Annotated in this window: 23 protein-coding genes and 1 riboswitch; of the genes, 11 read left to right on the forward strand and 12 right to left on the reverse strand. The window is 49.1% G+C overall.

Translation table 11 applies throughout. The features are described from left to right. Positions 1-32: 32 nt before the first annotated feature. Positions 33-1,766 (reverse strand): phospho-sugar mutase, encoded by a 1,734-nt coding sequence (locus K3G39_RS02845; protein ID WP_220624666.1) that lies wholly within the window; start codon positions 1,764-1,766, stop codon positions 33-35. Positions 1,767-2,314: 548 nt separating this feature from the next. Further along, on the reverse strand, positions 2,315-3,409 hold the full coding sequence (gene hppD, locus K3G39_RS02850; RefSeq protein ID WP_220624667.1) for a 4-hydroxyphenylpyruvate dioxygenase: 1,095 nt from the start codon (positions 3,407-3,409) through the stop codon (positions 2,315-2,317). Positions 3,410-3,560: 151 nt separating this feature from the next. Between hppD and K3G39_RS02855 the strand changes: the two genes are divergently transcribed. The 7 genes from K3G39_RS02855 (at position 3,561) to K3G39_RS02885 (ending at position 8,029) form a co-directional block, all read left to right on the forward strand. Next, on the forward strand, positions 3,561-3,959 hold the full coding sequence (locus tag K3G39_RS02855) for a hypothetical protein (RefSeq protein WP_220624668.1): 399 nt from the start codon (positions 3,561-3,563) through the stop codon (positions 3,957-3,959). A gap of 471 nt (positions 3,960-4,430) precedes the next feature. Beyond that, positions 4,431-4,733: a hypothetical protein gene (locus tag K3G39_RS02860; protein WP_220624669.1), complete on the forward strand. Its 303-nt coding sequence runs from the start codon at positions 4,431-4,433 to the stop codon at positions 4,731-4,733. Between the two features lie 134 nt (positions 4,734-4,867). Then, a complete protein-coding gene (locus tag K3G39_RS02865; protein ID WP_220624670.1) occupies positions 4,868-5,296 on the forward strand; it encodes a DUF5655 domain-containing protein in 429 nt (142 codons plus the stop codon). Between the two features lie 156 nt (positions 5,297-5,452). After that, on the forward strand, positions 5,453-5,869 hold the full coding sequence (locus K3G39_RS02870) for a DUF6157 family protein (RefSeq protein WP_220624671.1): 417 nt from the start codon (positions 5,453-5,455) through the stop codon (positions 5,867-5,869). Beyond that, positions 5,866-6,318 (forward strand): DUF1569 domain-containing protein, encoded by a 453-nt coding sequence (locus K3G39_RS02875; protein WP_220624672.1) that lies wholly within the window; start codon positions 5,866-5,868, stop codon positions 6,316-6,318. Before K3G39_RS02870 ends, K3G39_RS02875 begins: the two co-directional genes overlap by 4 nt. A gap of 77 nt (positions 6,319-6,395) precedes the next feature. Then, positions 6,396-7,118: a YqjF family protein gene (locus K3G39_RS02880; protein ID WP_220624673.1), complete on the forward strand. Its 723-nt coding sequence runs from the start codon at positions 6,396-6,398 to the stop codon at positions 7,116-7,118. A 71-nt stretch (positions 7,119-7,189) separates the two neighbouring features. After that, on the forward strand, positions 7,190-8,029 hold the full coding sequence (locus K3G39_RS02885) for a sulfurtransferase (protein WP_220624674.1): 840 nt from the start codon (positions 7,190-7,192) through the stop codon (positions 8,027-8,029). Positions 8,030-8,117: 88 nt separating this feature from the next. Here the strand turns inward: K3G39_RS02885 and trpS are convergent, their stop codons facing one another. From trpS to K3G39_RS02925, 8 genes are all read right to left on the reverse strand, one after another. Further along, positions 8,118-9,092: a tryptophan--tRNA ligase gene (gene trpS / locus K3G39_RS02890; RefSeq protein WP_220624675.1), complete on the reverse strand. Its 975-nt coding sequence runs from the start codon at positions 9,090-9,092 to the stop codon at positions 8,118-8,120. An 88-nt stretch (positions 9,093-9,180) separates the two neighbouring features. Next, entirely contained in the window at positions 9,181-9,759 is a 579-nt protein-coding gene (locus K3G39_RS02895; protein WP_220624676.1) for a copper resistance protein NlpE N-terminal domain-containing protein, read from the reverse strand. Between the two features lie 400 nt (positions 9,760-10,159). Further along, on the reverse strand, positions 10,160-11,065 hold the full coding sequence (locus K3G39_RS02900; protein ID WP_220624677.1) for a DMT family transporter: 906 nt from the start codon (positions 11,063-11,065) through the stop codon (positions 10,160-10,162). Positions 11,066-11,275: 210 nt separating this feature from the next. After that, positions 11,276-12,067 carry a queuosine precursor transporter gene (locus K3G39_RS02905; protein ID WP_220624678.1) on the reverse strand — a complete coding sequence of 264 codons (792 nt, stop codon included), beginning with the start codon at positions 12,065-12,067 and terminating at the stop codon, positions 11,276-11,278. Between the two features lie 71 nt (positions 12,068-12,138). Continuing rightward, positions 12,139-13,056: a ribonuclease Z gene (locus tag K3G39_RS02910; protein ID WP_220624679.1), complete on the reverse strand. Its 918-nt coding sequence runs from the start codon at positions 13,054-13,056 to the stop codon at positions 12,139-12,141. A 13-nt stretch (positions 13,057-13,069) separates the two neighbouring features. Further along, positions 13,070-13,447 (reverse strand): STAS domain-containing protein, encoded by a 378-nt coding sequence (locus tag K3G39_RS02915; RefSeq protein WP_007657896.1) that lies wholly within the window; start codon positions 13,445-13,447, stop codon positions 13,070-13,072. Positions 13,448-13,502: 55 nt separating this feature from the next. Then, entirely contained in the window at positions 13,503-14,450 is a 948-nt protein-coding gene (locus K3G39_RS02920; protein WP_220624680.1) for a phosphoribosylaminoimidazolesuccinocarboxamide synthase, read from the reverse strand. 175 nt (positions 14,451-14,625) lie between these two features. Then, positions 14,626-16,110: an SDR family oxidoreductase gene (locus K3G39_RS02925; protein ID WP_220624681.1), complete on the reverse strand. Its 1,485-nt coding sequence runs from the start codon at positions 16,108-16,110 to the stop codon at positions 14,626-14,628. A 256-nt stretch (positions 16,111-16,366) separates the two neighbouring features. Continuing rightward, positions 16,367-16,469, forward strand: a riboswitch (SAM riboswitch). A 291-nt stretch (positions 16,470-16,760) separates the two neighbouring features. On the opposite strand from K3G39_RS02925, the gene K3G39_RS02930 reads away from it, so the two are divergent. From K3G39_RS02930 to K3G39_RS02945, 4 genes are all read left to right on the forward strand, one after another. After that, the gene (locus tag K3G39_RS02930) at positions 16,761-18,095 is read left to right on the forward strand and encodes an O-acetylhomoserine aminocarboxypropyltransferase/cysteine synthase family protein (RefSeq protein WP_220624682.1); all 1,335 of its coding nucleotides are present in this window, start codon (positions 16,761-16,763) and stop codon (positions 18,093-18,095) included. After that, positions 18,095-19,153, forward strand: coding sequence for a homoserine O-acetyltransferase (metX, locus tag K3G39_RS02935; RefSeq protein ID WP_220624683.1), 1,059 nt, complete (start codon positions 18,095-18,097; stop codon positions 19,151-19,153). The genes K3G39_RS02930 and metX overlap by 1 nt, the downstream gene beginning before the upstream one ends. Beyond that, a complete protein-coding gene (locus K3G39_RS02940; protein ID WP_220624684.1) occupies positions 19,134-20,396 on the forward strand; it encodes a homoserine dehydrogenase in 1,263 nt (420 codons plus the stop codon). The genes metX and K3G39_RS02940 overlap by 20 nt, the downstream gene beginning before the upstream one ends. A gap of 357 nt (positions 20,397-20,753) precedes the next feature. Further along, positions 20,754-21,356 carry a hypothetical protein gene (locus tag K3G39_RS02945; RefSeq protein WP_220624685.1) on the forward strand — a complete coding sequence of 201 codons (603 nt, stop codon included), beginning with the start codon at positions 20,754-20,756 and terminating at the stop codon, positions 21,354-21,356. A 97-nt stretch (positions 21,357-21,453) separates the two neighbouring features. Here K3G39_RS02945 and lysA read toward each other — a convergent pair whose 3' ends face one another. Both lysA and K3G39_RS02955 read right to left on the reverse strand, forming a co-directional pair. Next, a complete protein-coding gene (lysA, locus tag K3G39_RS02950; protein ID WP_220624686.1) occupies positions 21,454-22,599 on the reverse strand; it encodes a diaminopimelate decarboxylase in 1,146 nt (381 codons plus the stop codon). Further along, entirely contained in the window at positions 22,592-23,923 is a 1,332-nt protein-coding gene (locus K3G39_RS02955; protein ID WP_220624687.1) for an aspartate kinase, read from the reverse strand. The genes lysA and K3G39_RS02955 overlap by 8 nt, the downstream gene beginning before the upstream one ends. Between the last annotated feature and the right edge of the window lie 42 nt (positions 23,924-23,965).

Raw genomic sequence — 23,965 nt, forward strand, 5'->3', positions numbered from 1 at the left:
TCATAACCGGCCTCCTTTGTTTTGCCAAAAGCTTACCTCAATTTCAAATCCACCAGGATCTGCTCGATTTTCTGGTTCAGCTGCTTGTCAACAGCATCAAAATCGTCTTTGGAAGCCAGGGGCTCGTTTACGCTGATGTAGAACTTGATCTTTGGTTCGGTGCCAGACGGGCGGGCTGAGATTTTGCTGCCGTCTTCAGTGAGGTACTGCAATACGTTAGAGCTCTCCAGGTCCAGCTTCGACTCTTCGCCTGTAATCAGGTTTTTGCGGGTGCTGTGTTTGTAATCACTAACCTCAAGCACTTTAGAGCCGGCAATGGTCTGAGGCGGATTGGCGCGCATGTCGGCCATCATCTGCTGAATTTCCTCGGCGCCACGCTGTCCCTTTTTAGTAAAGGACACAAGTTCCTCTTTGTAGAAGCCATGCTGCGTGTAGATCTCTACCAGCATCTCCATTAGGGTTTGGCCTCTGTCTTTGGCCACGGCTGCCATTTCAGCAATTAGGGCGCAGGCGGAGATGGCGTCTTTGTCGCGCACGAAGTCGCCGATCATGTAGCCGTAGCTTTCCTCGCCGCCGCCAATGTAGAGTTCTTTGCCTTCCAGCGCACGGATCTTCTCGGCAATATACTTGAAGCCGGTCAGGGTCTCATACAGGGTCACGTTGTAGCTATCGGCAATGTCTTTGATCAGGTCAGTGGTCACAATGGTTTTTACGATGAACTCCTTGCCGGTCAGTTTTCCGGCTTGCTGCCAGGCTAGCAGGAGGTAGTTCATCAACAGGGCACCGGTCTGGTTACCGTTCAGGAGTTCAAACTCTCCCTTCAGGTTCCTAACAGCTATACCTACGCGGTCAGAATCCGGGTCAGTGGCCATCACCAAGTCGGCGTCTATCTCTTTGGCCTTGTTCAGCGCCAGGGTCATCGCCTCTTTCTCTTCCGGGTTCGGGTATACCACCGTTGGGAAGTTACCGTCTGGTGTAGCCTGCTCTTCTACGATGTACACGTTTGTGAAACCAAAGCGCTTGAGCACTTCCGGTACAAGCGTTATACCTGTGCCATGGATCGAGGAGAATACAATTTTGAGATCATGCTGGTTGCGGATGGCTTCCTGAGAAACGGAAAGGCTCTGCACTTTGGCCATGTAAGCTTCGTCCATCTCCTGACCGAGCATGTGGATATTACCCGGCTTCGCCTCAAACTTTACTTCATCGATAGAAGTAATTTTGTTCACCTCGGCAATGATGTTTTTGTCGTGTGGAGTGGTTACCTGTGCGCCATCGTTCCAGTATACTTTGTAGCCGTTGTATTCTTTCGGGTTGTGCGAAGCTGTTACCACCACACCGCTGTGGCAGCCAAGGTGACGAATGGCGAAAGACAATTGCGGGGTAGGGCGGAGGGCCTCAAACAGGTATACCTCTATGTCGTTAGCCGAGAAAATATCGGCGGCGATGCGGGCAAAGATGTCGGAGTTGTTGCGGCAGTCGTGGGCGATAGCCACTTTTACACGCTCTCCCGGGAAGTTCTGTTTCAGGTAGTTGCACAGCCCCTGCGTGGCCATACCTAAGGTATAGCGGTTCATGCGGTTGCTGCCTGCACCCATGATGCCACGCAGACCGCCTGTACCAAACTCCAGGTCTTTATAAAAAGCGTCGGCCAGCGCCTCGTGCTCGTTGCGTTCCAGTAATCCGTTTATTTCTGATTTAGTCGCCTCGTCGTAGTTGCCGCTCAGCCAAGCGTCTATTTTATGCTGTATAGCTGGTTCAATCATAGTTCTTTTTGGTAATATATGTTGATGATGGTAATGTCTGTTATAGTAATAAAGTTATATGGCGTGAGCGTCCACGCTCGTGACTACTTTCGTGGGGCCTCTGGCCCAGGTATAGAGGGCCTAGGTATAGCGACCTGTGTTGCTTTGTAGCCTGCCCTGGCCGGGCGGGCCCTACTTTTTGTCTTGACACAAAAATCGAGGGCCCCCTACCCCCACTCGCTGAACGCTCTTGACAGGGGGACCCCTTCACCCCAACAGTGGAGTGTCGGTTGGTGCACTTGGCGAAGTGAGCTGTTTCATAGTCTAAAGGGGTAAGTTAGTCTTGCTATACCTGCCAGTGGTTTATTAAGAAAGAAACTAGTGTATTTATACCTGGACTTTACTCACTCACCAATCCACTTACTCCTTTACTCTATACCTCTGACACCACAAAAAATCACACCAGCCCTTCGTTTACCGCATAGCGGTTCTGAGAACTGGTGTGATATCGGTATATCAAAATAGAGGTATCTGATTCGGTTTACACCGTGCTATACTTTGCTTGCGGCCTAAAGGTTGCCACGTAGCGCCTGCTCACGCTCGATGGCTTCGAACAGGGCTTTGAAGTTGCCTTTTCCAAACGATTTGGCGCCTTTGCGCTGGATGATCTCATAGAAAACAGTTGGTCTGTCTTCTACCGGCTTGGTGAAAATCTGCAAGAGATAGCCTTCATCGTCGCGGTCTACGAGGATGTTGAGTTTGCGCAGATCTGCCATGTCTTCGTCGATGTGGCCAATGCGCTCGATCAGGTCTTCGTAATAAGTTTCCGGCACATGCAGGAATTCCACGCCACGGCGGCGAAGCTCTGCTACAGTATGCAGAATGTCGTTGGTGGCTACGGCTATGTGTTGCACGCCGGCACCACGGTAAAACTCCAGGTACTCATCAATCTGCGACTTCTTCTTGCCTTCAGCCGGCTCGTTGATCGGGAATTTGATGTAGCCGTTGCCGTTCGATACCACTTTAGACATAAGCGCGGTATATTCCGTGCTGATGTCGTTATCGTCGAAGGTAAGCAGCAGCTTAAAGCCCATCACATCCTCATAAAACTTTACCCACTCGTTCATACGGCCCAGTTCTACGTTGCCTACGCAGTGGTCTACATACTTGAGGCCAACCGGCTCAATGTCGAGCTCACTCTGGCGTGGCACATAACCCGGCATAAATACACCGTTGTAGTTTTTGCGCTCCACAAAGGTATGGATGGTATCGCCGTAGGTATGGATGGAGGCCACTTTTACTTCGCCGTGCTCGTCGGTAAGCGTCTGCGGCTCCAGGGCAGGTTTTGCGCCACGCTCTACAGTGCCACGGAATGACGCCTCGGCATCGTCCACCCACAGGGCCAGTACTTTTACACCGTCGCCGTGCAGGTGCACATGCTGGGCAATATCTGAGTTCGGGTCCAGTGAAGTAGTTAGTACCAAACGGATTTTCTCCTGCTGCACCACATAAGAAGCACGGTCTCGCACACCCGTTTCGGGACCGGCGTAGGCTACCAGCTTAAAGCCGAAAGCTGTCTGATAGAAGTGAGCAGCCTGCTTGGCGTTACCCACATAAAACTCAATATGGTCGGTGCCGTTCAGGGGCAGAATATCTGTTGCCATAGGTATAGATATGGTTTAAATCATAAGATGCTGTAAAAATACAGCTTTTAAACGTTTATCAAAACCAAAGAAGTATTGCGGCAAATTATCATTGTTAATTCTTGCAATTACTAGAGCATGTTTCCAACTTTGTAAAAAACAGAACGACGCTATGAACGCAAATGCACTGAACAGTTCGCTGGTGGCTATCATCAGTAAGAAAGAAGAACTGAACGCGCTGGACTACAACGACGAGCGCTACGACGATATGGAAGAGGAACTTCACGATATGGAAGATGATTTCAACGAGGAGTTCGGCGACTACCTGGAAGACGCGCTGGAAGAAGTGCACGGCAAGCTGCGCTCCGACGCGGATATCCTGCTGCCCACTGCCTACCTGGCCAATACGCTGGAAGGTGGCATCCTGAACGCCAATGGCGAGAAAGAGGGTGTGTGGGTAGAATCAGATGAGTTTCCGGGTACAGAGATGCGCCTGGTGCTGACTGCCAACCCTGCCCGTTTTGTGGTGCTGATCGGCGACCAGGAGCGTGAGCTCTGGAAAGCTGAGTAAGGTATAGCTTTAGAAGAAAATAGCAGACTACGGTCTGCTTTGTGATAAAACCACACGTGCTCTTAGGTATAAAGGGCGGGTGTGGTTTTTTCGTGTATAGTCACGAACATCCGTTTTTTGAAACGTTTAGTCACGTTTGGATGCCTTTTGTGAAAGGCTTTTCTGACTCTGTGCAGGAGTTGAGCATTAAAATGTGCTTCCAAAGATTAACTCAGCTGACTAAACAGGTATAGTATGCTTCCAGCTCACAACTTGCCATGATGCCATAAGAAACTTTGCCTCTAAGCTTGGGCTACTGTTAAAATTTTCTATATTAGTATTATACTATGGTTGAGCGGTTCCATAATGGAATTTCAGGTATAATAAACTAACCCCCGCACATAATACAAATAACCGAAACAGCTCCTTTTATACTATATATAAATTGCCCCTAAATTTTATTTTTCAGAACCAACAGCAGGAGAATCATAAGTGAAAAATAAATGGAGGTTAGCTTTCTGGATTTGTCTGGCGTTTCTACTGACTAGCGTACTTTTGGGATTCTACCAAATTCTTGATCAAGGTGTGACAATAACTCATATGCGTGAAGGCTACTCCAGTACAGAAAACGATTTGGAAACCTTGGCAGACTTAATAAATAAAACTGACTTAACTAAAATAGAAGCAGAAAGAGTGCTCAAGAGCCATAGACTTTACGGGTTCATGGACTTCAATTCTGACACAGTGGCACTTGAAAGGGTGAATATGATTTTTGAAAAGGGCAGATTGAGCTGAATTGAAAAGTAATGATAATGAAAGAAAAAGCACGACTCGCCAACAGGGCATAACCATCAGCAGCGGCCGACGGCCTCGCTACCATTTATACGAACCGTAATACAAGCTCGGATGACAACTAAACGCTTCGAAATATGGCGGACAAAACTGATGATGCTATCATAGAATTCTTCAAGGGGCGAGAATCCTTATTAAAATTATTCAGGCTTCTTCGACAGGTTATCGAAAGAAATTATTCTCCCGAAATAAAGGTCTCCAAGACACAAATATCATTTGGGGAGAGGTATAAATACATTTGGGTATGGCTTCCTCAAATGTGGGTTGTTAAAAGACCGGAGGGCAGTTTAGCACTAACGATCGTTACCGGCGAAAAACTATCGAGTGACAGAATAGTTGAATCCGTTCAGCCGAAGAAAGGCTATTGGACGCACCATATGATAATTGAAAACGAAAAAGGCATTGACGACCAAATCGAGGACTTGATCAAAAAGAGCTATGACTTTTATATAGAACGTCTGGGCAACAATAAGCAACAAAGAGCGAAGAAAAAAACCAGCAGATAACAGCGCATATAATGTATGGTGGGAAATTGGTAAACTCAGGTTTTGTGCTTCCAAGTAAGTTTGTTGCAAGACGTCAGGAATTACTTCGAAAACTGTTACAAGTCATACACACAAACCGTCAGCAAATTTCACAACCAACCACCTCATCAAACCAAAATGAAAGTTCACACTACCAATTACTTTGACACTTTTATTCAAGTGGCAGAGGATACAAAAACAGATTGTGGGATAAAGCCGACATCAAAAGACGAGAAAAAAACGATTGCCGAAATGCAATATGATTTGATCGCCAGGCATCCGTACAGGTATACTTCTGACGATGTATTATTTCAGGTTTTTGCAGCTAGAAATGATCTGTCCGAAGCCGAATACACCCAGGCAAGAGATCAATTTTTCTCAAAGGGGCAAGCCTGTTTCAGAGCATCGCCTCTGACAAAAACCTACGGTTTTGGGGTCCATTGCAACAGCGAAGGTAAAATTGCCATCTTCGGGGTGGAAACGGCCGAATACGAAAAATTTGCAGTCGACCCAGACCTGAAGAAAGTAAAAGCCATGAAATCGAGCAGAAAATGAAATCCATTTTTGACAAGCCAACACGTGATGAAGTCATTGCCAGAGTAGCTACCATCACTGCAGACAACAGTGCTCAATGGGGCAAAATGAATATTCACCAGATGGTTGAGCACAATACTTACTGGAACGGCTGGATTTTGGGAAAGGACAGCCATACCTACAAACAGTCTTTTCTGGGTAAAGTATTTGGCAAAATAGCGTTACGGAAAATGATAAAGGACGAGAAGCCTTTTGATAAGAATATACCTACTTCCTTTCAGTTCAAACCGAAAGAAACGGACGTAGATCTGGAAGCAGAAAAATTGAAATGGGTATCACTGACTGAGGCTTATGAAAATTACCACAATCCAGCCTTTATTCACGATTTTTTTGGTAAGATGACGAAGCAAGAGATTGGCATACTGGTATACAAACATTCAGACCATCATCTGAGACAATTCGGTAAATAAGCAAGCCACTTCCCGCTATTATCGGCTGGTTTTGAGTCGGATAGACTGCTGTTTAGCTATAAAAAATCCCCACAAGAATGAGTTTCCTGAAAGCAGAGTGGCGTAAGTTAGTGATGGCAAACTACGAGGTGGACAAGTCGGTGCTTGCGCCATACCTGCCGTATGGCACAGAGTTGGATTTATGGAACGGCAAATGTTATGTCAGTCTGGTGGGGTTTATGTTTTTAAACACAAAGCTGCTGAACATCAAAATTCCCTTTCATGTAAACTTCGAAGAGGTTAATCTTCGGTTTTACGTCCGGCGACTGGAGAACAAGGTATGGAAACGGGGCGTCGTGTTTATCAAAGAGATCGTTCCCAAACCTGCACTGACCTTTGTTGCCAACACGGTCTATAAAGAGAATTATCAAACGCTGCCGATGCGGCACGAGTGGCGTGAAGGTGCAAGCGAACAGCTCGTTTCGTATAGCTGGAAAATGAATGCCAAATGGCAAAGCATCAGTGTTAAGGCAAGCAAACAAGCCACTGAAATTATTCCTTTAAGTGAAGCAGAATTTATTACGGAACATTATTGGGGCTATGCGAAAGTAGGCGACACGAAATCAAATGAGTACGAGGTAACTCACCCAAGATGGCAGGTATATGAGGTGCTGGAATATAACATAGCAGTTGATTTTGGGCAGGTATACAGACCCGTTTTTAGTTTTCTGAGTAACCAAACACCCGCTTCTGTGATGCTGGCAGAAGGCTCAGAAATAACCGTTGAAAACAAGAAGAGTATAAAGAAGTCCTCTATGTGATTGCGTAAGTTTACGCATCGTACTTTTTGCATATCTGATACGCGACATTTCACCATCAAACACACCATACCATGTCTCCAATCATCACTACCCAAGAACTCGCTTCAATCCTGAGCAATGAAAGCCTGGTATTGATCGATGCCCGCTCCGGCCCTAATAGTACCACCAAGTACAAGCAAGAGCATCTGGCCGGGGCACTGCATGTAGACCTGGACAAAGATCTGGCTGATATTAAACCTGACGCAGCCCAGGGAGGACGCCACCCGCTACCAGAACCGGAAAAATTTGCCGAACTGCTGGGCCGCTTAGGTATAGTACATGGCAGCCGTTTGGTAGTATATGATGATATGAGCGGTGCCAACGCCGCTTCCCGATTCTGGTGGATGCTGCGCGCTGCCGGACACACCCAGGTACAAGTGCTCGATGGCGGCTATCAGGCGGCTATGGCGGCCGGTATACCTGTGAGCAGCGGAGAAGAACAGCCAATGCCAGTGGAGCCATACCCATTCAAAGCCTGGGAACTGCCAACCATTTCGATGGAAGAAGTTGCGAAGGTTGTTAAGGACCCGGACTATTTGGTGGTGGATGTACGGGATGCGGCCCGCTATCGTGGGGAAACCGAGCCAATCGATTTGATAGCCGGACATATTCCGGGAGCTACGAACATTCCTTTTCAACAAAATCTGGCAGCAGATGGTACTTTCCTATCACCTGAAGTGCTGCGGGAAAAATACGAAACCTTGTTGGACGGTCGTGCAATGGACCATGTAGCGGTGCACTGTGGTTCCGGGGTAACGGCCTGCCATACGGTGCTTGCCATGGATTATGCCGGCTTAGGTATACCGACACTCTATGTGGGTTCCTGGAGCGAGTGGTCGCGCAACGATCGCCCGATCGGAACCGGAGCCTAGGATAGGTATAACCTTAAGGTATAGGTATAAATGCAAATCGGCTGCTGAATGATTTCAGCAGCCGATTTGCATTTGGCAGGTATAGCGCTTAGTAGCCTAGCTTCTGGCGCACGCGCTCCAAAACTGGCGTGGCAATGGCTTTCGCCTTTTCAGCGCCTTCCAATAATTTCTTGTCTATTTCGGGCAGGTTGTTCATGTAGTAATTGAACAGCTCACGCTCTTTGGCAAACTTGCGCACAATCAACTCATACAATGCTTGCTTGGCATGTCCGTAGCCGTAGCCACCGTTCTGGTAGTTATTGCGCATCTGCAGAATCTCTTCCGGAGAAGCGAGCAGACTGTAAAGTCTAAAGGTAGTGTCCTCGTCCGGATCTTTAGGGTCTTCCAGCGGCGTACTGTCCGTCACAATGCTCATGATCGTTTTGCGCAGCGGCTTGTCGGCCTCAAAAATATCGATGATGTTGCCGTAAGATTTGCTCATTTTCTCGCCGTTAACGCCCGGCACAGTCATCACCGTCTCATCCGTTTTCGCATCCGGCAGCACAAACGTATCACCGTAAATGTGGTTGAACGAACTGGCAATGTCACGGGTAATCTCGAGGTGCTGGATCTGGTCTTTGCCTACCGGCACGATGTTGGCGTCATACATCAGGATGTCGGCTGCCATCAGCACCGGGTAAGTAAACAGACCTGCGTTCACGTCAGCCAGTCCTCTGCGGCTCGATTTATCCTTGAACGAGTGCGCATTGGCCAGCATCGGGAAGGGAGCGAAGCAGTTGAGGTACCAGGTCAGTTCGGTTACCATCGGCACGTCCGACTGGCGGTAGAGGATGTGTTTATCAGTATCGAAGCCACAGGCCAACCAGGCGGCGGCTACCGAGTAAGTGTTGTGGCGCAGCACCTGCGGGTCGCGGATAGTAGTAAGTGAGTGCAGGTCGGCTATAAAGTAAAGCGCCTGCTCCTGCGATGCCTTCGAAAGTTCGATGGCTGGAAGGATAGCACCCAGCAGGTTGCCCAAGTGGGGACGGCCTGTGCTCTGAATGCCCGTAAGGTATCGTGCCATAGTCGGGGGAATGGTTTACAATTGCAAAAATAACGCAAATTGCTGAAAACACGCCTAGCCCGACTACGACAATTCTATACCTGTAGCTTTAAAGTTTCCTGAGCGAGTGATTTTTTGAGCTTCCAATCTCGTCCTGCGTTTTGGTCAGCAGCTTTACTTCCGTGTCGCTTACCTGCAGAAAGTACATGGGGTCGATGTCGCCGGCCGTAGGTATAAGCTGCAACACTACAGCATCCGGGTTTTGCTTGTTGCCTTTGGCCAGAAACCACTTGCCGCTGCTGTTCACTACACTTTTGTCTGCCGGTTTGCCCATGTATACCTGTTTCATGTTGAACGATCCATTTGAGCCCTTTGCGCCAGTGTTCAGCGTCAACTCTGTCTGGATACCCTGGCAGTCTTTGCAAGCCAGTGTGCCGCGGAAAGTGCCACTTGGTGGAGCTAACAAAGGAGTTGCTTCAAGGGTAGGCTCAGCTGCTGATGTGGCCTCGGCTTTTACTGGCTTGGCTGTGGTTTTGGCTTTTGATTTTGCCGGGGCTTTTGCTGCTGTCTTCTTACCGCCGCGGTTTTCCTCCAGCCATTCTTTGTAGCTTTTGCCAGATTGCGCCTGTACTTGCTGCAGGCCCAAGGTGAGAGAGAATAGGACGAAAAGTGCGATTATTGCTTTCATGTCGTTTCGTGTTTGTCGTTCGGGGTGATCTTATCACAAAATATACCAGTTTTTCAAAACCACATTTCTGACCGGGCTATTTCTGATTTAACTGTTGAAAATATAATTTATTGTGTGCTGCAGCGAAGCTGATGCAGGAGCGGTTGCCACATGGCCTTGTGTCAGGATGTGAGATACGGAAGCAGCGCAGTGGGGTTGGAGCAAAGTGAAGGGCTGAGCATAAATTGCATCGTTTTTGAAATAGTGTGCTGCCTATTCTCCTGTAAAAGCAAATGGCCAGGCGCTTCACTTAAGAGCAGGCACCCAGCCATTCAAAAAAAAATCAAATCAAATCTTATTATTCTAAGTCAATTACATCATAGGCTTGCTCGGGTTAAATAAAAAATCAATCTTATAATATTTAGGCTGGAGTCAGCTTTTTATTTTTTTGGTATAGTCTGTTCAGGTTGCTCACCGAAATAGCTACAAGGATCAGTGCTACTCCCAGCCACTGTACCGTCCATACCTCTTCCTGCAGCACCAGGTACGACATGGCCACAGCCACCGGCAACTCCGCCGAGCTTAAAATGGCGCTTAGCGCTAAGCCGGTTTTAGGTATGCCATAGGCAAAGAACAGCGGCGGAATGACTGTACCAAACACAGCCAGCAGCAAGCCCCACTTGAGCAGGCCATCACCCAAAGCTCCGTTAAACAGAAACATTGGTGGGAAAATGCTCAGCACAAGTATAGTGGCACCCGTTAACAGCAGGGCACTCTTGGTAGCCGGGTGCAGGTTGTTGCCAGCTGCACCGTTTATCATCAGAAATACGGAATAACAGGCAGCCGCCAGCAGTCCGAAGCCGACACCCGCCAGGTCAAAGTCAGGTATAGCACCGGAGAAAAGTCTGCCCGCCATGGCCGTACCCAACAGCACCAGCAGCACCATAATCACCTGCGACGGTTGTGGCATTTTGCGCTTGATCACCGACTCTAGTAAAAGGCTCATCCAGGTAAACTGCATCAGCAGTAGGATGGCGATGGAGGCCGGCACGGCCTGAACACACTTATAATAGAAGATGCTCACCAGGCCCGTACTCGTACCCATTGCCACTAGTTTGAGCTTATCCAGAGTCGAAACACCAAGGCTGCGGCGGCCCAGCAGTTGGCGCACCAGCACAATACCCCAAAGTATAACAAAGCCAAAGGAAACCTGTGTGCCCGTTACGTCACCCAAGGTATAGCCTTCTTTGTAAGCCAGTTTTACGAATGTGGATAGTATGCCGAAGCTGCAAGCTCCGAGAAATACCAAAAGGATGCCTCTGAACATAGCTGTCCCTTCTGAAATTTAAGGTAAAAAAATAAGGTATAGGTGAGCTACACAAGCCCGGTCGCGGAAATGGGTACTCTTAGAGGTCGTGCAGGACGTACCCCGTAATGAAAATCTGTGTATGTGCTAAGTGTGCAGCCATTGTATTTTGCAAGACCGCAAAGATAAGGCTGTAATCAATTCAAAAGCAAATTTATTTTATAACACAGGCTATTCCTTGCTGTCATCAGCAGCAGTCTCTATCATGTTTTCAGCAGTGCGACGACCAAGGTAACCGTCTATCAGGTAATGCGCCAGGTATAGCACAGGAGTGAGGGCGATGGCAATAAAGAATTTGTAAATATAGTTGATCGCCGCCACCGACATGATCATCGAAAGAGGCCAGTTTCCGAAAATGTAGAAAGCCACAAACAACACAACCACACTATCGATCAACTGCGAAACCAGCGTAGAGCCCGTCGCCCGCAGCCAGATTTTGCTGCTCCCCGTAAAACCGCGCAGCCAGTGAAAAACGGTGGCATCCAGAAACTGCGAGATCAGGAAAGCGACCATCGAGCCGATAATTATGCCCAGCCCCTGCCGGTAAATGGAGTTGAAAGCGTAGTCGATGTTGAAGGGATTGCCGGTTGCATCCTGGTTGTTGAGTTCCAGCCAGAAAGCGGCAGGCGGCAGACCCGTTACGATAGTGATGACCAGGAAAGCATACAGGATCAGAACAACGGTGAGGAGGCTGATTTTCTTCACACCCGGCTTGCCGAAATACTCGTTGATAATGTCGGTGGTCACAAACACGACGGGCCAGATAATAACACCGGCAGTGAGGTTAAAGTCAAATTTCTCTCCCATGATCCCGATCTGGGCACCCGGCATGCCAAACAGTGCTTCTGCCGAAAATATCTTTACCCCAATCAGTTCAGCCAGCAGGGCGTTAGCCAGAAAGATGCCACTCAGGACGAGGAACAGGTTGGTGCGTTTTTTCTCAAGGGAAGTGTTTGCCGCCATAGGTATAGTTATGCTGCAGCAATATAGCAATTTTGAGGTTAACGATCCGGCAGATGGGGGCGTAACTGGGCTTATTCCAGCACACAAAATATACTTCCTTCTACGGCCAGATCGGTCTTTGGGAATATTTCCTGTGCTTCTGTGAGTAGGGGCGTCAGGTCTTTGTAGCGCACCGAAAAGTGACCTAGCAAGAGATGACGTACCTGTGCGGCTGCGGCCATTTCGGCGGCCTGTCGGGCGGTACTGTGGAAGGTATAGTGGGCCCGTTCCTGGAGCTCGTTCATAAAGGTGGCCTCGTGGTAAAGCAGGTCCACGCCCCGCAGGTAGGGGAGTAACTCAGGCTTATACCTGCTGTCAGCGCAATAAGCATAGCTGCGGCTGCGCTTGGGCTCCAGCGTGACTGTCGAGTTGCGTACCAGCACATTACCCTGTTCGTCGTGTACGTCCTCGCCCCACTTCAGGCGCACAAGTTGCGGCGGCGTCAGGAAGCCAGGCAGGTTCTCTTTGATCAACGGTCGTGGCTTGGGTTTTTCGCGGAACAGGAAACCGCAGCAGGGAATACGGTGCTCCATCGGAATGGTATGTACCGTGATCTTTTTGTCCTCGTAAATTTTGCGGTAGCAGGTCGTGTCAAGCTCATGAAAAATAAGCTTGTAGCACAGGTTGGTGCCGGAGTATTTGAGCTGCAGGCTAAGGATTTCGGAGAGGCCGGGAGGGCCGAAGAGATGCAGTGGCTGTTGGCGGCCCTGCAAGTGCATGGTAGAAAGCAGACCTGCCAGACCAAAGTAATGGTCGCCATGCAGGTGGCTGATGTAGATGTTAGAAATGCGCTGATGCTTTATCTTGTAAAGCATCAGCTGCATTTGGGTTCCTTCTCCGCAATCAATCAGGTGTAGTTGATTGTCGATGGTCAGCAATTGGGCGGTATGGTGCCGGTTTGCCGAAGGTGTGGCCGACGAACTGCCGAGTATCCTGAGTTCGAAATCCACGAAATTGGATTTGTTAGTCTTCCTTGTTGGTCAGGTCCTGCTCGATCTCGTGCAGAAACACGCGGTCGATTGCCTCTTCCACTGTTGGAAGGATGTTAAGTACAGACTCCAGTTTAGAGATCGTGATCAGTTTCATCACATGGTCCTGCAGGCTTGTCAGAATCAGCAAACCGTTTGAAGAGTTGCACAGTCTGTTAGCGATCAGGATAGAGCTCAGCCCCGAAGAGTCAGTATATTTTACGTTATTGAGGTCAAGAATCAGGTTGGTGATCCCTTCAGCGTTCAATTTCACGAACTCAGATTTTAAATCCGGAGCGATTGAAGTATCAAGTTTCTTCTCGTCTATCGTGATAATCGTGTAGTTTTCTTTCTTATCAATCGTGTACTTCATAGATCTACCAGTAAAGGATTTAAACGCGAATGTACCAAAATCCACGTTAATAATTCTAATTTTTCTCGTTAAAAATGTTTTCTACGATGTGACTCTCAATGCGTGAGAGCACATTATCGTAACTTTCTTTATGAAAAGCCTGCCCTGTGAAAACCTCGTAAAGCTCAATGTAGCGGTCCGAAATACTATGCACCACTTCATCGGTCATTTCAGGTACAGTTTGCCCTTCTTTTCCCTGAAAATCATTTTCGATCAGCCACTGTCGTACAAACTCTTTCGACAGCTGCTTTTGCGACTCGCCGCTGTCCTGACGCGCCTCATACCCTTCCAGGTAAAAGTAGCGCGAAGAGTCCGGCGTATGAATCTCGTCGATCAGGTATACCTCGCCGTTGTAGCTTCCAAACTCATACTTGGTATCGACCAGTATCAGTCCGCGCTGTGCGGCCAGTTCCGTGCCTCTCGCAAAGAGTGCCCGGGTATAAGCTTCTAATTTAATATATTCTTGCTCAGATACAATGCCTTTCGCTATAATTTCTTCACGCGAGATGTCCTCATCGTGTCCTTCGTCAGCTTTGGTCGTCGGGGTGATGATCGGTTCCGGTAATCTGTCATTCTCGCGCAGGCCTTCCGGCAGTGCTACCCCGCATACGCTGCGTTTGCCGGCCTTGTACTCACGCCATGCATGTCCGGCCAGGTAACCTCTGATCACCATCTCCACCTTGTAGGGTTCGCAACGGTAACCGATCGTTACGTTCGGGTCTGGCGTCGATAACACCCAGTTCGGTACCAGGTCTGAAGTAGCTTTAAGGTTTAAGCTCGCTATTTGGTTCAATACCTGGCCTTTATAAGGTATAGCTCTTGGTAGCACCACATCAAAAGCCGAGATACGGTCAGTGGCTAGTACTGCCAGACGGTTACTGAAAAAATAAACATCGCGTACCTTGCCTCTATAAAAACCGGTCTGTCCGGCGAAGGAGAAGTTAGTTTCTTTTATGGCCTCCATTAGGTCTGTTGGGTTTGAGAAGGACAAAGTTAAAATATTTTTGTCGGTCAGAGTTATAAGGTATAGGTATAAATGTAAAATGCCTTCGCAGACGGGGGGCTATCTGAGTTTTGACATTGCTATATACTCCTGAGTATAGTGAAAGTTTTATATTATGAAATCTATTGTTTGTACATTATTGAGAATGTTGTGTCGGGGGCAAAATTTTATCCCTCAGCGGCTCCCTGTAATGAATAATGTTGTGCGCCATTCCTTTAAAAATGACAAAATGAAAGGGCAGCATGGCATACCAGTACAGTCTGCCTGCCAGCCCGTCCGGCCGGAAAGCGGCTAGCTGCTCCAGGTAGTTGCTATCGGCCTCACGACATATTTTAAACTGTAGCCAGGCCTCGCCGGGAAGTTTCATTTCAGCATAAAGCAACAAACGATCGCCCTTACGGTCAACGGCCAGTACCCGCCAGAAATCAATAGAATCGCCGGCTCTGATATCGGAGGGGTGACGTCTGCCGCGCTGCAAGCCAACGCCTCCCACCATTTTATCGAGCAGGCCACGTATCTCCCATAGGAAATCGGTCTTGTACCAGCCGCGCTCCCCGCCGATGCGCAGAATGTTATCCATCACCTGTTCGGGAGCTCTGTCGAAGCGCATGCGCTGCCTGTCGGTGAGTACGCCGTGTTCTGGTATTTGTACAAAATCCATGAAGTTGAGTTCGATGGTGCCACTTACCAGTGCATCCTTCCAGCTCGACACCACCATGTTTTGCTCCATCTTGGTAAAAGCCAGATTTAGAGCACTCTCGTAGCTCAGGCACTTGTGCGGGATCAGCTGCTCTATACTGCTGTCTTTCACCACCGCATCGTTGCGCAGGCTCTCTACCAGACTACGGGCCAAGGCGTAGTTGGTACTCGTAACAAAGTACAACCAGTAGGAGGAAAGTTTGGGTGTGAGCACCGGCAGGGTGAAGATGTGCCGCTTCAGGTTTCGGACCCGGGCCAGTTGCAAAAGCATCTGCTTGTAGGTGAGCACATCGGCCCCGCCGATCTCGAAGCGTCTGTCATAACAGTCTGCGTGGCCGAGCACTGCAGTCAGGTAAAACATGACATCGCGAATGGCGATGGGTTGGCAGCGGGAGTTGAGCCAGCGGGGTGTCACCATTACAGGTAACTTTTCAACCAAGTCGCGGATGATCTCAAAGGAAGCACTGCCCGACCCGATGATGATGGCCGCCCGAAGCACCGTGAGTGATGCTTTGGCTGGCGCAAGCACGTCCTCCACCTGTCGGCGTGAAGTCAGGTGCTTGGACAGATGTGCATCATTGGCGATGCCGCTAAGGTAAATTATCTGCTTTGCGCTGGTAGTGTTGAGGTAGTTGACAAAGTTCGTGGCCGATGCTTTTTCTGCCGTCTCGAAGTCTGCCGAGCCGGAGCCCATGGAATGCACCAGGTAATAGGCGGCTTCAATGTCGTGGGGCAGATCCGGCAGACTTTCCGGCTTGAGCAGATCTCCTTTTACCACCTGAATTTTACCCTGCAGACTGTCAGACACGTCAAAGCGGCGCGGATCACGGACCAGGCAGATCACCTCGTGTTGTGCCTCTATCAGCACAGGCAGCAATCGCTTGCCAATGTAGCCGTTTGCGCCGGTCAGGAGTATTTTCATCAGGGTTTGTCAGACAGTTTATACCTGTACAACAGGTATAGCATTGGATTGTTATGTGCAGGCAATTATACCTTTTCAAAGATAATGAAATTGCGGATAAATGCTGCGGATACTATAAGGTGTGTAAGCAGCTGATTTGCAGTTGTATGAAATTAATTTTTCAGCTAACTTCAAATTATATGAAATTATTATTTGGATTATTTGAAATGCTGCTCTAAATTTGCATCATCAAGTCTGATATCCCTTTGTGGGTATCGATTTATAAAGAAGCGTGGAGAGACAGGCTCTGTGAAACGCTAGCAACCAGCCTCAGGCAAGGTGCTAATTCCTGATTCCGGAAGTCCGGATGTATATAAATTGATAACGTTATGGAAAAGGGAACCAAGCCAACGCAACTTCTTTTATTTTTTACACAAGCAGCTCAACTGCCTGTTCTTTCGCATGCTTATACCTGTGCTACTACCCCCTGTAGCCGAATGTGCATGTGTTGTCGCTGCTGTTGCTAGCGCGACCAATTTCCCCGTTTTTTTTGCTGCAATAGCGCCTAGCCGCAGGTAGATCCTGTGAGCAGATGTCTGTAGCCTTTTCTTTTTCTTGTCTTAAAACAAGCTAATCTATTCTATAATTTCCAAAATTTTAACTGCACAAGTATGTCTAATTCACCTCATTTCGAAACACTTCAATTACACGCTGGCCAGGAAATCGATCCCACTACCCGTTCCCGCGCTGTGCCGATCTACCAGACTTCTTCCTATGTCTTCAAAGATGCCGAACACGGAGCTAACCTGTTCGCTTTGAAGGAGTTCGGAAACATCTATACCCGCATCATGAACCCCACCACCGATGTGTTTGAGAAGCGCATTGCTGCTTTGGAAGGTGGTGTGGCGGCAGTGGCGGTAGCGTCAGGGCAGGCAGCCCAATTCATCGCGCTCAGCAATATCCTGCAGGCCGGTGACAATTTTGTTTCTTCCAGCTTCCTTTACGGCGGTACTTACAACCAATTCAAGGTATCCTTTAAAAGGCTAGGTATAGAGGTGCGCTTTGCCGAAAGCGACGAACCCGAAAGCTTTACGCAATTGATCAACGAAAACACGAAAGCGATCTATGTGGAAACGATCGGCAACCCGCGCTTCAACATTCCTGACTTCGAAGCCATCGCTGCTGTGGCCAAAGCGCACGATATTCCATTGGTGGTGGATAACACCTTTGGGGCGGGTGGCTACCTGTTCAGACCAATTGAGCATGGAGCAAACGTGGTGGTAGAGTCAGCAACCAAGTGGATCGGCGGCCACGGTACCAGCATTGGTGGTGTGATCGTGGACGGCGGCAACTTCAACTGGGGCAACGGCAAGTTTCCGCAGTTCTCAGAGCCTTCAGAAGGTTACCATGGGCTCAACTTCTGGGAGGTTTTTGGTACGGATGGACCATTTGGCAACATCGCTTTCGCCACGAGGGCGCGGGTAGAGGGCCTGCGTGATTTTGGTCCGGCGCTCAGTCCATTCAACTCCTTTTTGCTGCTGCAGGGTCTGGAGACTCTCTCGCTGCGCGTGGACCGCACGGTCCAGAACGCGCTAGCGCTGGCCGAGTGGCTGGAGCAACACGAGCAGGTAGAAAGCGTGAATTACCCGGGTCTGCCGTCCAGCAAATACCATGGCCTGGCGAAGAAATACCTGAAAAGAGGGTATGGCGGTGTGCTGTCTTTCAACCTGAAAGGCGACAAAAAGCAGGCAGAAGTATTTGTGAACAGTATGCAGCTGATCAGTCACCTGGCCAACCTCGGCGATGCCAAAACCCTGATCATACATCCGGCCTCTACCACTCACCAGCAGCTTTCGGAGACAGAGCAGCAGAGCGCGGGTGTAACGCCAACACTACTGCGCCTCTCTGCAGGTATAGAGCACCTCGATGACATAATTGCTGACCTGGAACAGGCTTTTGCTAAAGTCGGTCAGCTGGATAAAGAAGCCGTTTTGAACGAAGCATAATGCCTGAACAATTAAATTTTCATTACCAGAAACAGTTTCAGCTGGAGTCGGGAGCCTCGCTTCCCGGCTTCCAACTGGCCTATACAACCTATGGACAACTCAACAGAGAAAAAAGTAATGTGGTGTGGGTATGCCACGCCCTCACGGGCAGCTCGGACTTTACCGACTGGTGGGGTGAATTATTTGGCGAGGGAAAACTATACGACCCGGCGGACTGGTTTGTGGTTTGTGCGAACACCCTGGGTGGCTCCTATGGATCCACGGGACCACTTTCGGTTAATCCGGAAACGCTGCAACCCTTCTACCACAGCTTCCCGGAGCTGACCAACCGGGATATCGTGCGGGCTTTTGATCTGCTGCGACAGGATTTAGGTATAACGCAGGTACATACTTTGCTCGGCGGTTCGCTGGGTGGGCAGCAGGCGCTGGAGTGGGCCATTTTGCTGCCGGAGGTTTTCCAGAACCTGATCCAAGTAGCTTCTAACGCGCGGCATTCGGCCTGGGGAATCGCTTTTAACGAGAGTCAGCGCATGGCCATTCGGCAGGACCCGACCTGGCAGACCAATACCAAAGAAGCAGGTATAGCAGGTCTCAAAACTGCCCGTGCCATTGCCATGCTTTCTTACAGACACTATACATGTTATGAGGCGAGTCAGCAGGAGCCGGGCAACAGCATCACCGACAATTTCAGGGCGGCCTCTTACCAGGTATACCAGGGCGAAAAACTGGCCGGTCGCTTCAATGCCTATACCTACTGGCTGCTCTCCAAAGCCATGGACTCGCACAATGTTGGCCGCGATAGGGGGGGAGTTAAGAAAGCCTTGGACAGGATTCGGGCCAAAGCGCTCTTTGTCGGGGTAGACACTGACCTGCTTTTCCCTACGGAAGAGCAGGAGCAGCTACACCGGCTGGTGCCGGGCTCTCATTTCGCGCTGCTCCATTCAGGCTACGGGCACGATGGTTTTTTGGTGGAAACGGTACAGCTTACGCAGGTTATCCGGGAATTTTATGAAACAGTAACAGTAAAGCACATTCACTATGAAAATACAGAAGTTTAGGAAACGCATCGGGTTGATCGGGTTTGGCTGCGTAGGGCAGGGGCTGTACGATGTGGTAGAAGCGAACCGGCACCTTGGCTGGGAAATAGGCTGTATCTGCGTAAAAGATAAAGAAAAGACACGCTCACTGCCAGCCTCCGCCTTTACCTACGATGTGCAGGAGGTGCTGCAGGACCCGAGCCTCGACATTATCGCCGAACTGATCAGCGACACTAAGGAGGCGCTCGGTATACTCAGGCAAGCCCTGCAGCAGGGTAAAACCGTGGTATCGGCCAACAAAAAAGTGATCGCCGAAAACCTGCCGGAACTGATCCAGCTGCAACAGCGGCACGGAGGCGTGTTACTGTATGAAGCGTCTGTGTGCGGCAGTATACCTGTGCTGCGCACGCTCGAAGCATATTATGGATCAGAACCACTGGTTGAAGTACGCGGAATCCTGAACGGATCCTCTAATTATATATTAAGTAAGCTGCACGCAGAGCACATTGATTTCCAGGCTGCCCTGGCGCAGGCGCAGGAACTGGGTTTCGCGGAGGCCGATCCGTCTTTGGACGTGGAGGGGACAGACGCGCTGCACAAGCTCTGCATTATGGCTGCACACGCTTATGGTTTGTTGGTGCATCCTGATGATGTGCTTCACTTGGGCATCCAGTATATTAGCTCCGAAGCTGTTGAACTGGCCGCTGCCCTGGGTTGCCGCATCAAACTGGTTGGTTCTTTGAAAGCTACTCCCACCGGACAAATTGAATTGCGGGTACTACCTACACTTATACCTGAAACAGATGCGCTGTATGATGTGGAAGCGGAGTTCAATGGACTGGAGATAGAGGCCCGGTTTGCGGGAAAGCAATTCCTGAAAGGGCGCGGTGCCGGCAGTCACCCGACCGGCTCAGCTGTGTGGGCCGATGTTACGGCAACTATTCGGGGCTACCGCTATACCTACCCCAAGCTCTGTACCAGTCAGGCAACGGCCACCTCAGGCAATGAACAGATTACTGTTTTATTGCAAGGGCAGTCAGATCGTCTTGCGGAGCTCCAAGACTTAGTACAACCCGCCAACCAGTATAAAATTATCGGTCAGAGCCAGGTTATTCTGTCATTAACCCCACAGCAACTTAAGCAGCACGAGTCTTTTCTGAAGCAGCAAGGCATTTTTGTGGCGGCTATACCTGAAAGCGTAGCACTTGATATAGTACCAGAGAAGTATAGAAGCGAGGAGGCTGTACCTGTAGGAAGCTTATAAGTTTGTTTTTTGCTCCAAGAAGAGAGCGAAAGCCGGAAAGTGTATTTATTGAGCAGGAGCTTTATGGGAATAGTTCAATTTGTTTATTTAAACAATTGTAATTTTAAATTGTACATTCATTGTATAGTTTTGTTGTAATAAATTGGATTACTGATGATATAATAGCTTTTTAAAATATTTATTTAAATAACGCTGTCATTTTCATCTGTTTATGGTTTTACTATCGTACAAAGAATATTTATGGACGATTCATAATACCTGACAGCAATGAAAATCTATATACCCTGGCTAAGCTATCTACTTCTGATAATTATATTTTCATCGTGTAGAAATGACAACGTTTCGCCAATTCGGAACGTGCGTTTTGACCCCGGCTTGTTAAATCCGTTGCAGGCGGCCGGTGATATACCTTGCACGGCTCATACCTATTATTATAATGGTGCAGAAAAGTCGCTGGGCACGGTTTACAATGGCATGATACTTTTGTCGTTCAGCGACGAAGTGAATGATGAGCAAAAAGCCATAACAGCAGCAGGGCGTCATGGGTTTATAGAAGCGCTCGGGCAACCGATTCAATCAAACTCTGCCCGGCTATACCCGGCTAAACTGGCTCCGGGTCTCAATTGTCAGCAGGTGGAGGTAGCACTTTCTGAAATTTTAAAGAATCCGGCTGTGGCCTATGCTGCCCCCTATTTTGAAACAGCTGGCGGACAACTACTGGGTGTATCTAACGAATTTATAGTAGTTGTAGAAGGTGGCCGGCAACCGGCTGCGCAGGTACTAAAGGGCCTGAGTGAGGCAACCAAAACTGAGATTGTAAGCGCCCTGAGCGATAATACTTTTGTGATGCGCGCCAATAAAAATTCACGAGGCAACGCGCTTGAAATGGCTAACTTCTTTTATAAGCAGCCCCGCATCAAGCATGCGGAGCCTGATTTTGTGGTCTCGCTGGCCATGTAAAATACCTGATTGTGATGGTTTTGGGTTAAGAGTGAGAAAGCCCCGCCCCGGATTTCCGGAGGCGGGGCTTTCCTTTTTATAGGGACCATTAGTTTGATTAACCAAGGTATACGGCAGCTGCTTTGTTGCGTAGGTTGTAGGATGAGGCCATTACTTCGCCATAGGCACCCGCCGTACGGATCGCGATCAAATCGCCACGGTTCGTTTCGGGTAGAACCACTGCTTTACCGAAGCAGTCAGACGATTCGCAGATTGGACCCACGACGTCGTAGCGTTCTTCAGCTCCCTGGCTGCTAATGTTCTCAATTTTGTGGTACGACTGGTACAGCGCCGGACGGATCAGTTCAGTCATACCGGCATCCAGGATGGCAAAGTTAGTCGACACACCTTTCTTAATGTAGAGCACCTTCGAGATAAGCGTACCACTCTGGGCAACCAGGGCCCGGCCAAGTTCAAAATGCACCTGCTGGTTCGGGCGAACTTCTAAAAACTGATTGAAGAGTGAGAAGTAAGCCTCAAAATCAGGTATAGGCTGCTCGTCCGGGCTATAATAATCCACACCCAGGCCACCGCCCACGTTAATGTGCTCCAGCTGTACCTGCTGCGATTCAAACCAATCCTGAAACTCATTCACACGCGTGCATAGGTTGCGGAAAGCCGACAAGTCTGTGATCTGGGAACCGATGTGAAAATGCAGACCGATCAGTGACAGGTTAGGCAGTGTTTTGAGCAGCGTCAGTACATCGGGTAGTTCCCAGGCATTGATGCCAAACTTGTTTTCCTCGAGCCCGGTGGTGATGTACTTGTGCGTATTGGCATTCACGTTCGGGTTAATACGCAGTGCAATGCGGGCCGTTTTGCCTTTGGCCTCCGCCAGTTCGTTCAGCACGATCAATTCATGGCTCGACTCGCAGTTAAAGCAGAAAATGTCCTGATCCAGCGCATAATTGATCTCGGCATCCGACTTGCCCACGCCTGCAAACACGACATGGTGCGCCGGGAAGCCATTTTCAATAGCGCATTTCACTTCATTGCCACTCACACAGTCAGCACCAAAGCCCACGGCACGCATCTCCTGCAAGATGGGGCTATTGGTGTTAGCCTTCATGGCGTAGTGTACCTGAAAGTTATACTTGGCGGCCTCCTGGCTGGCCTGCTGCAGGGTTTGGCGCAACAGGTTGAGGTCGTATACATAAAAAGGAGTGGTATGCTGCTGCAACTCCTGCACAGATAAATTAAGCATTGCTGTTGTTCCTTTCAAAGATGCCCTCGTTCAACTGAATCAGGGATCTTTCTTTATCGGTTGTGTTGATCAATAAACTGATGTTGTTTTTGCTTCCGCCATAAGAGATCATGCGAAGCGGTATGTCTTTGAGCGCCTCAAATATCTTCAATCCTGAGCCGCTGCGCTCGGCAATAAAATCGCCGACCACACAGATGATGCTCTGGTTCTGGTCTACTTCTACCTGGCCGTACTCCTGCAACTCGCGGGTGATCTCGGTCAGAAACTTTGGGTTGTCGATGGTCAGCGACACAGCTACTTCGGATGTTGTGATCATGTCGATCGGGGTCTTATACCTTTCGAACACCTCGAACACGCTGCGCAGAAAACCATAGGCCAGAAGCATGCGCCCTGATTTAATTTTGATCGCCGTGATACCGTCTTTCGCTGCTACCGCCTTGATACCGCCTTTTCCGGTCTGGGCCGAGATAGTAGTGCCATGCGCTTCCGGCTGCATGGTATTGAGCAGGCGAACAGGTATATTCTTCTGCTTCGCCGGCTGTACACTCGACGGGTGCAGGATCTTGGCCCCAAAGTAAGCAAGTTCTGCCGCCTCATCAAAAGAAAGCTCTGCGATTGGGAAGGTATTCTTCACAACCCGTGGATCGTTGTTGTGCATTCCATCAATATCGGTCCAGATCTGAATTTCGGAGGCATCGGCTGCTGCACCGATCAGGGAGGCAGAGTAATCCGAACCACCACGCTTTAAGTTGTCAACCTCGCCAAAAGCGTTGCGGCAAATGTAACCTTGCGTGATAAAAAGCCTGGTGTTCGGGTACTTCTCCAATTCCAGTTTAAGGTTCTTGCTGATGTAGGCATTGTCCGGCTCCTCATTTTCGTCGATCTTCATAAAATTCAGAGCTGGCAGCAATACGGATGGTATACCCTGCTCCTCGAGGAAGAACTGAAACAAGGCCGTAGACAGCAATTCGCCCTGTGCTAACACGGCACGCTCTTCGTAAATGGTAAAGAGGTCGAGCGTAAAAGAGCGGATGTGGTCGAAGTGCGTGGAGATCAGCTCGAGTGCCTGTTTTTTCTTTTCGTCGGTGAAGTAGAGCGCCTCTACTACCTGTTTGTATTTATCGTGTAGCGCATCTATGAGCGCATTTGCTTTTTGGTTGTCATTCTGGTAGAGCGTCTCTGCGAGCTGCACCAGCTGGTTCGTAGTACCCGACATCGCCGAGAGCACTACGATCTTGGGCGAGCCATCGTTAATCAGATCCGCCACCGCTTTCATTCTTTCAGCCGAACCTACAGAGGTGCCGCCGAACTTTAAAACTTTCATCTAATCAGTTTGAAATAAAGGGTATAGTCAGAAGATGGTCAG

The sequence above is a fragment of the Pontibacter sp. HSC-14F20 genome (assembly GCF_019599265.1).
Taxonomy (GTDB): Bacteria; Bacteroidota; Bacteroidia; order Cytophagales; family Hymenobacteraceae; genus Pontibacter.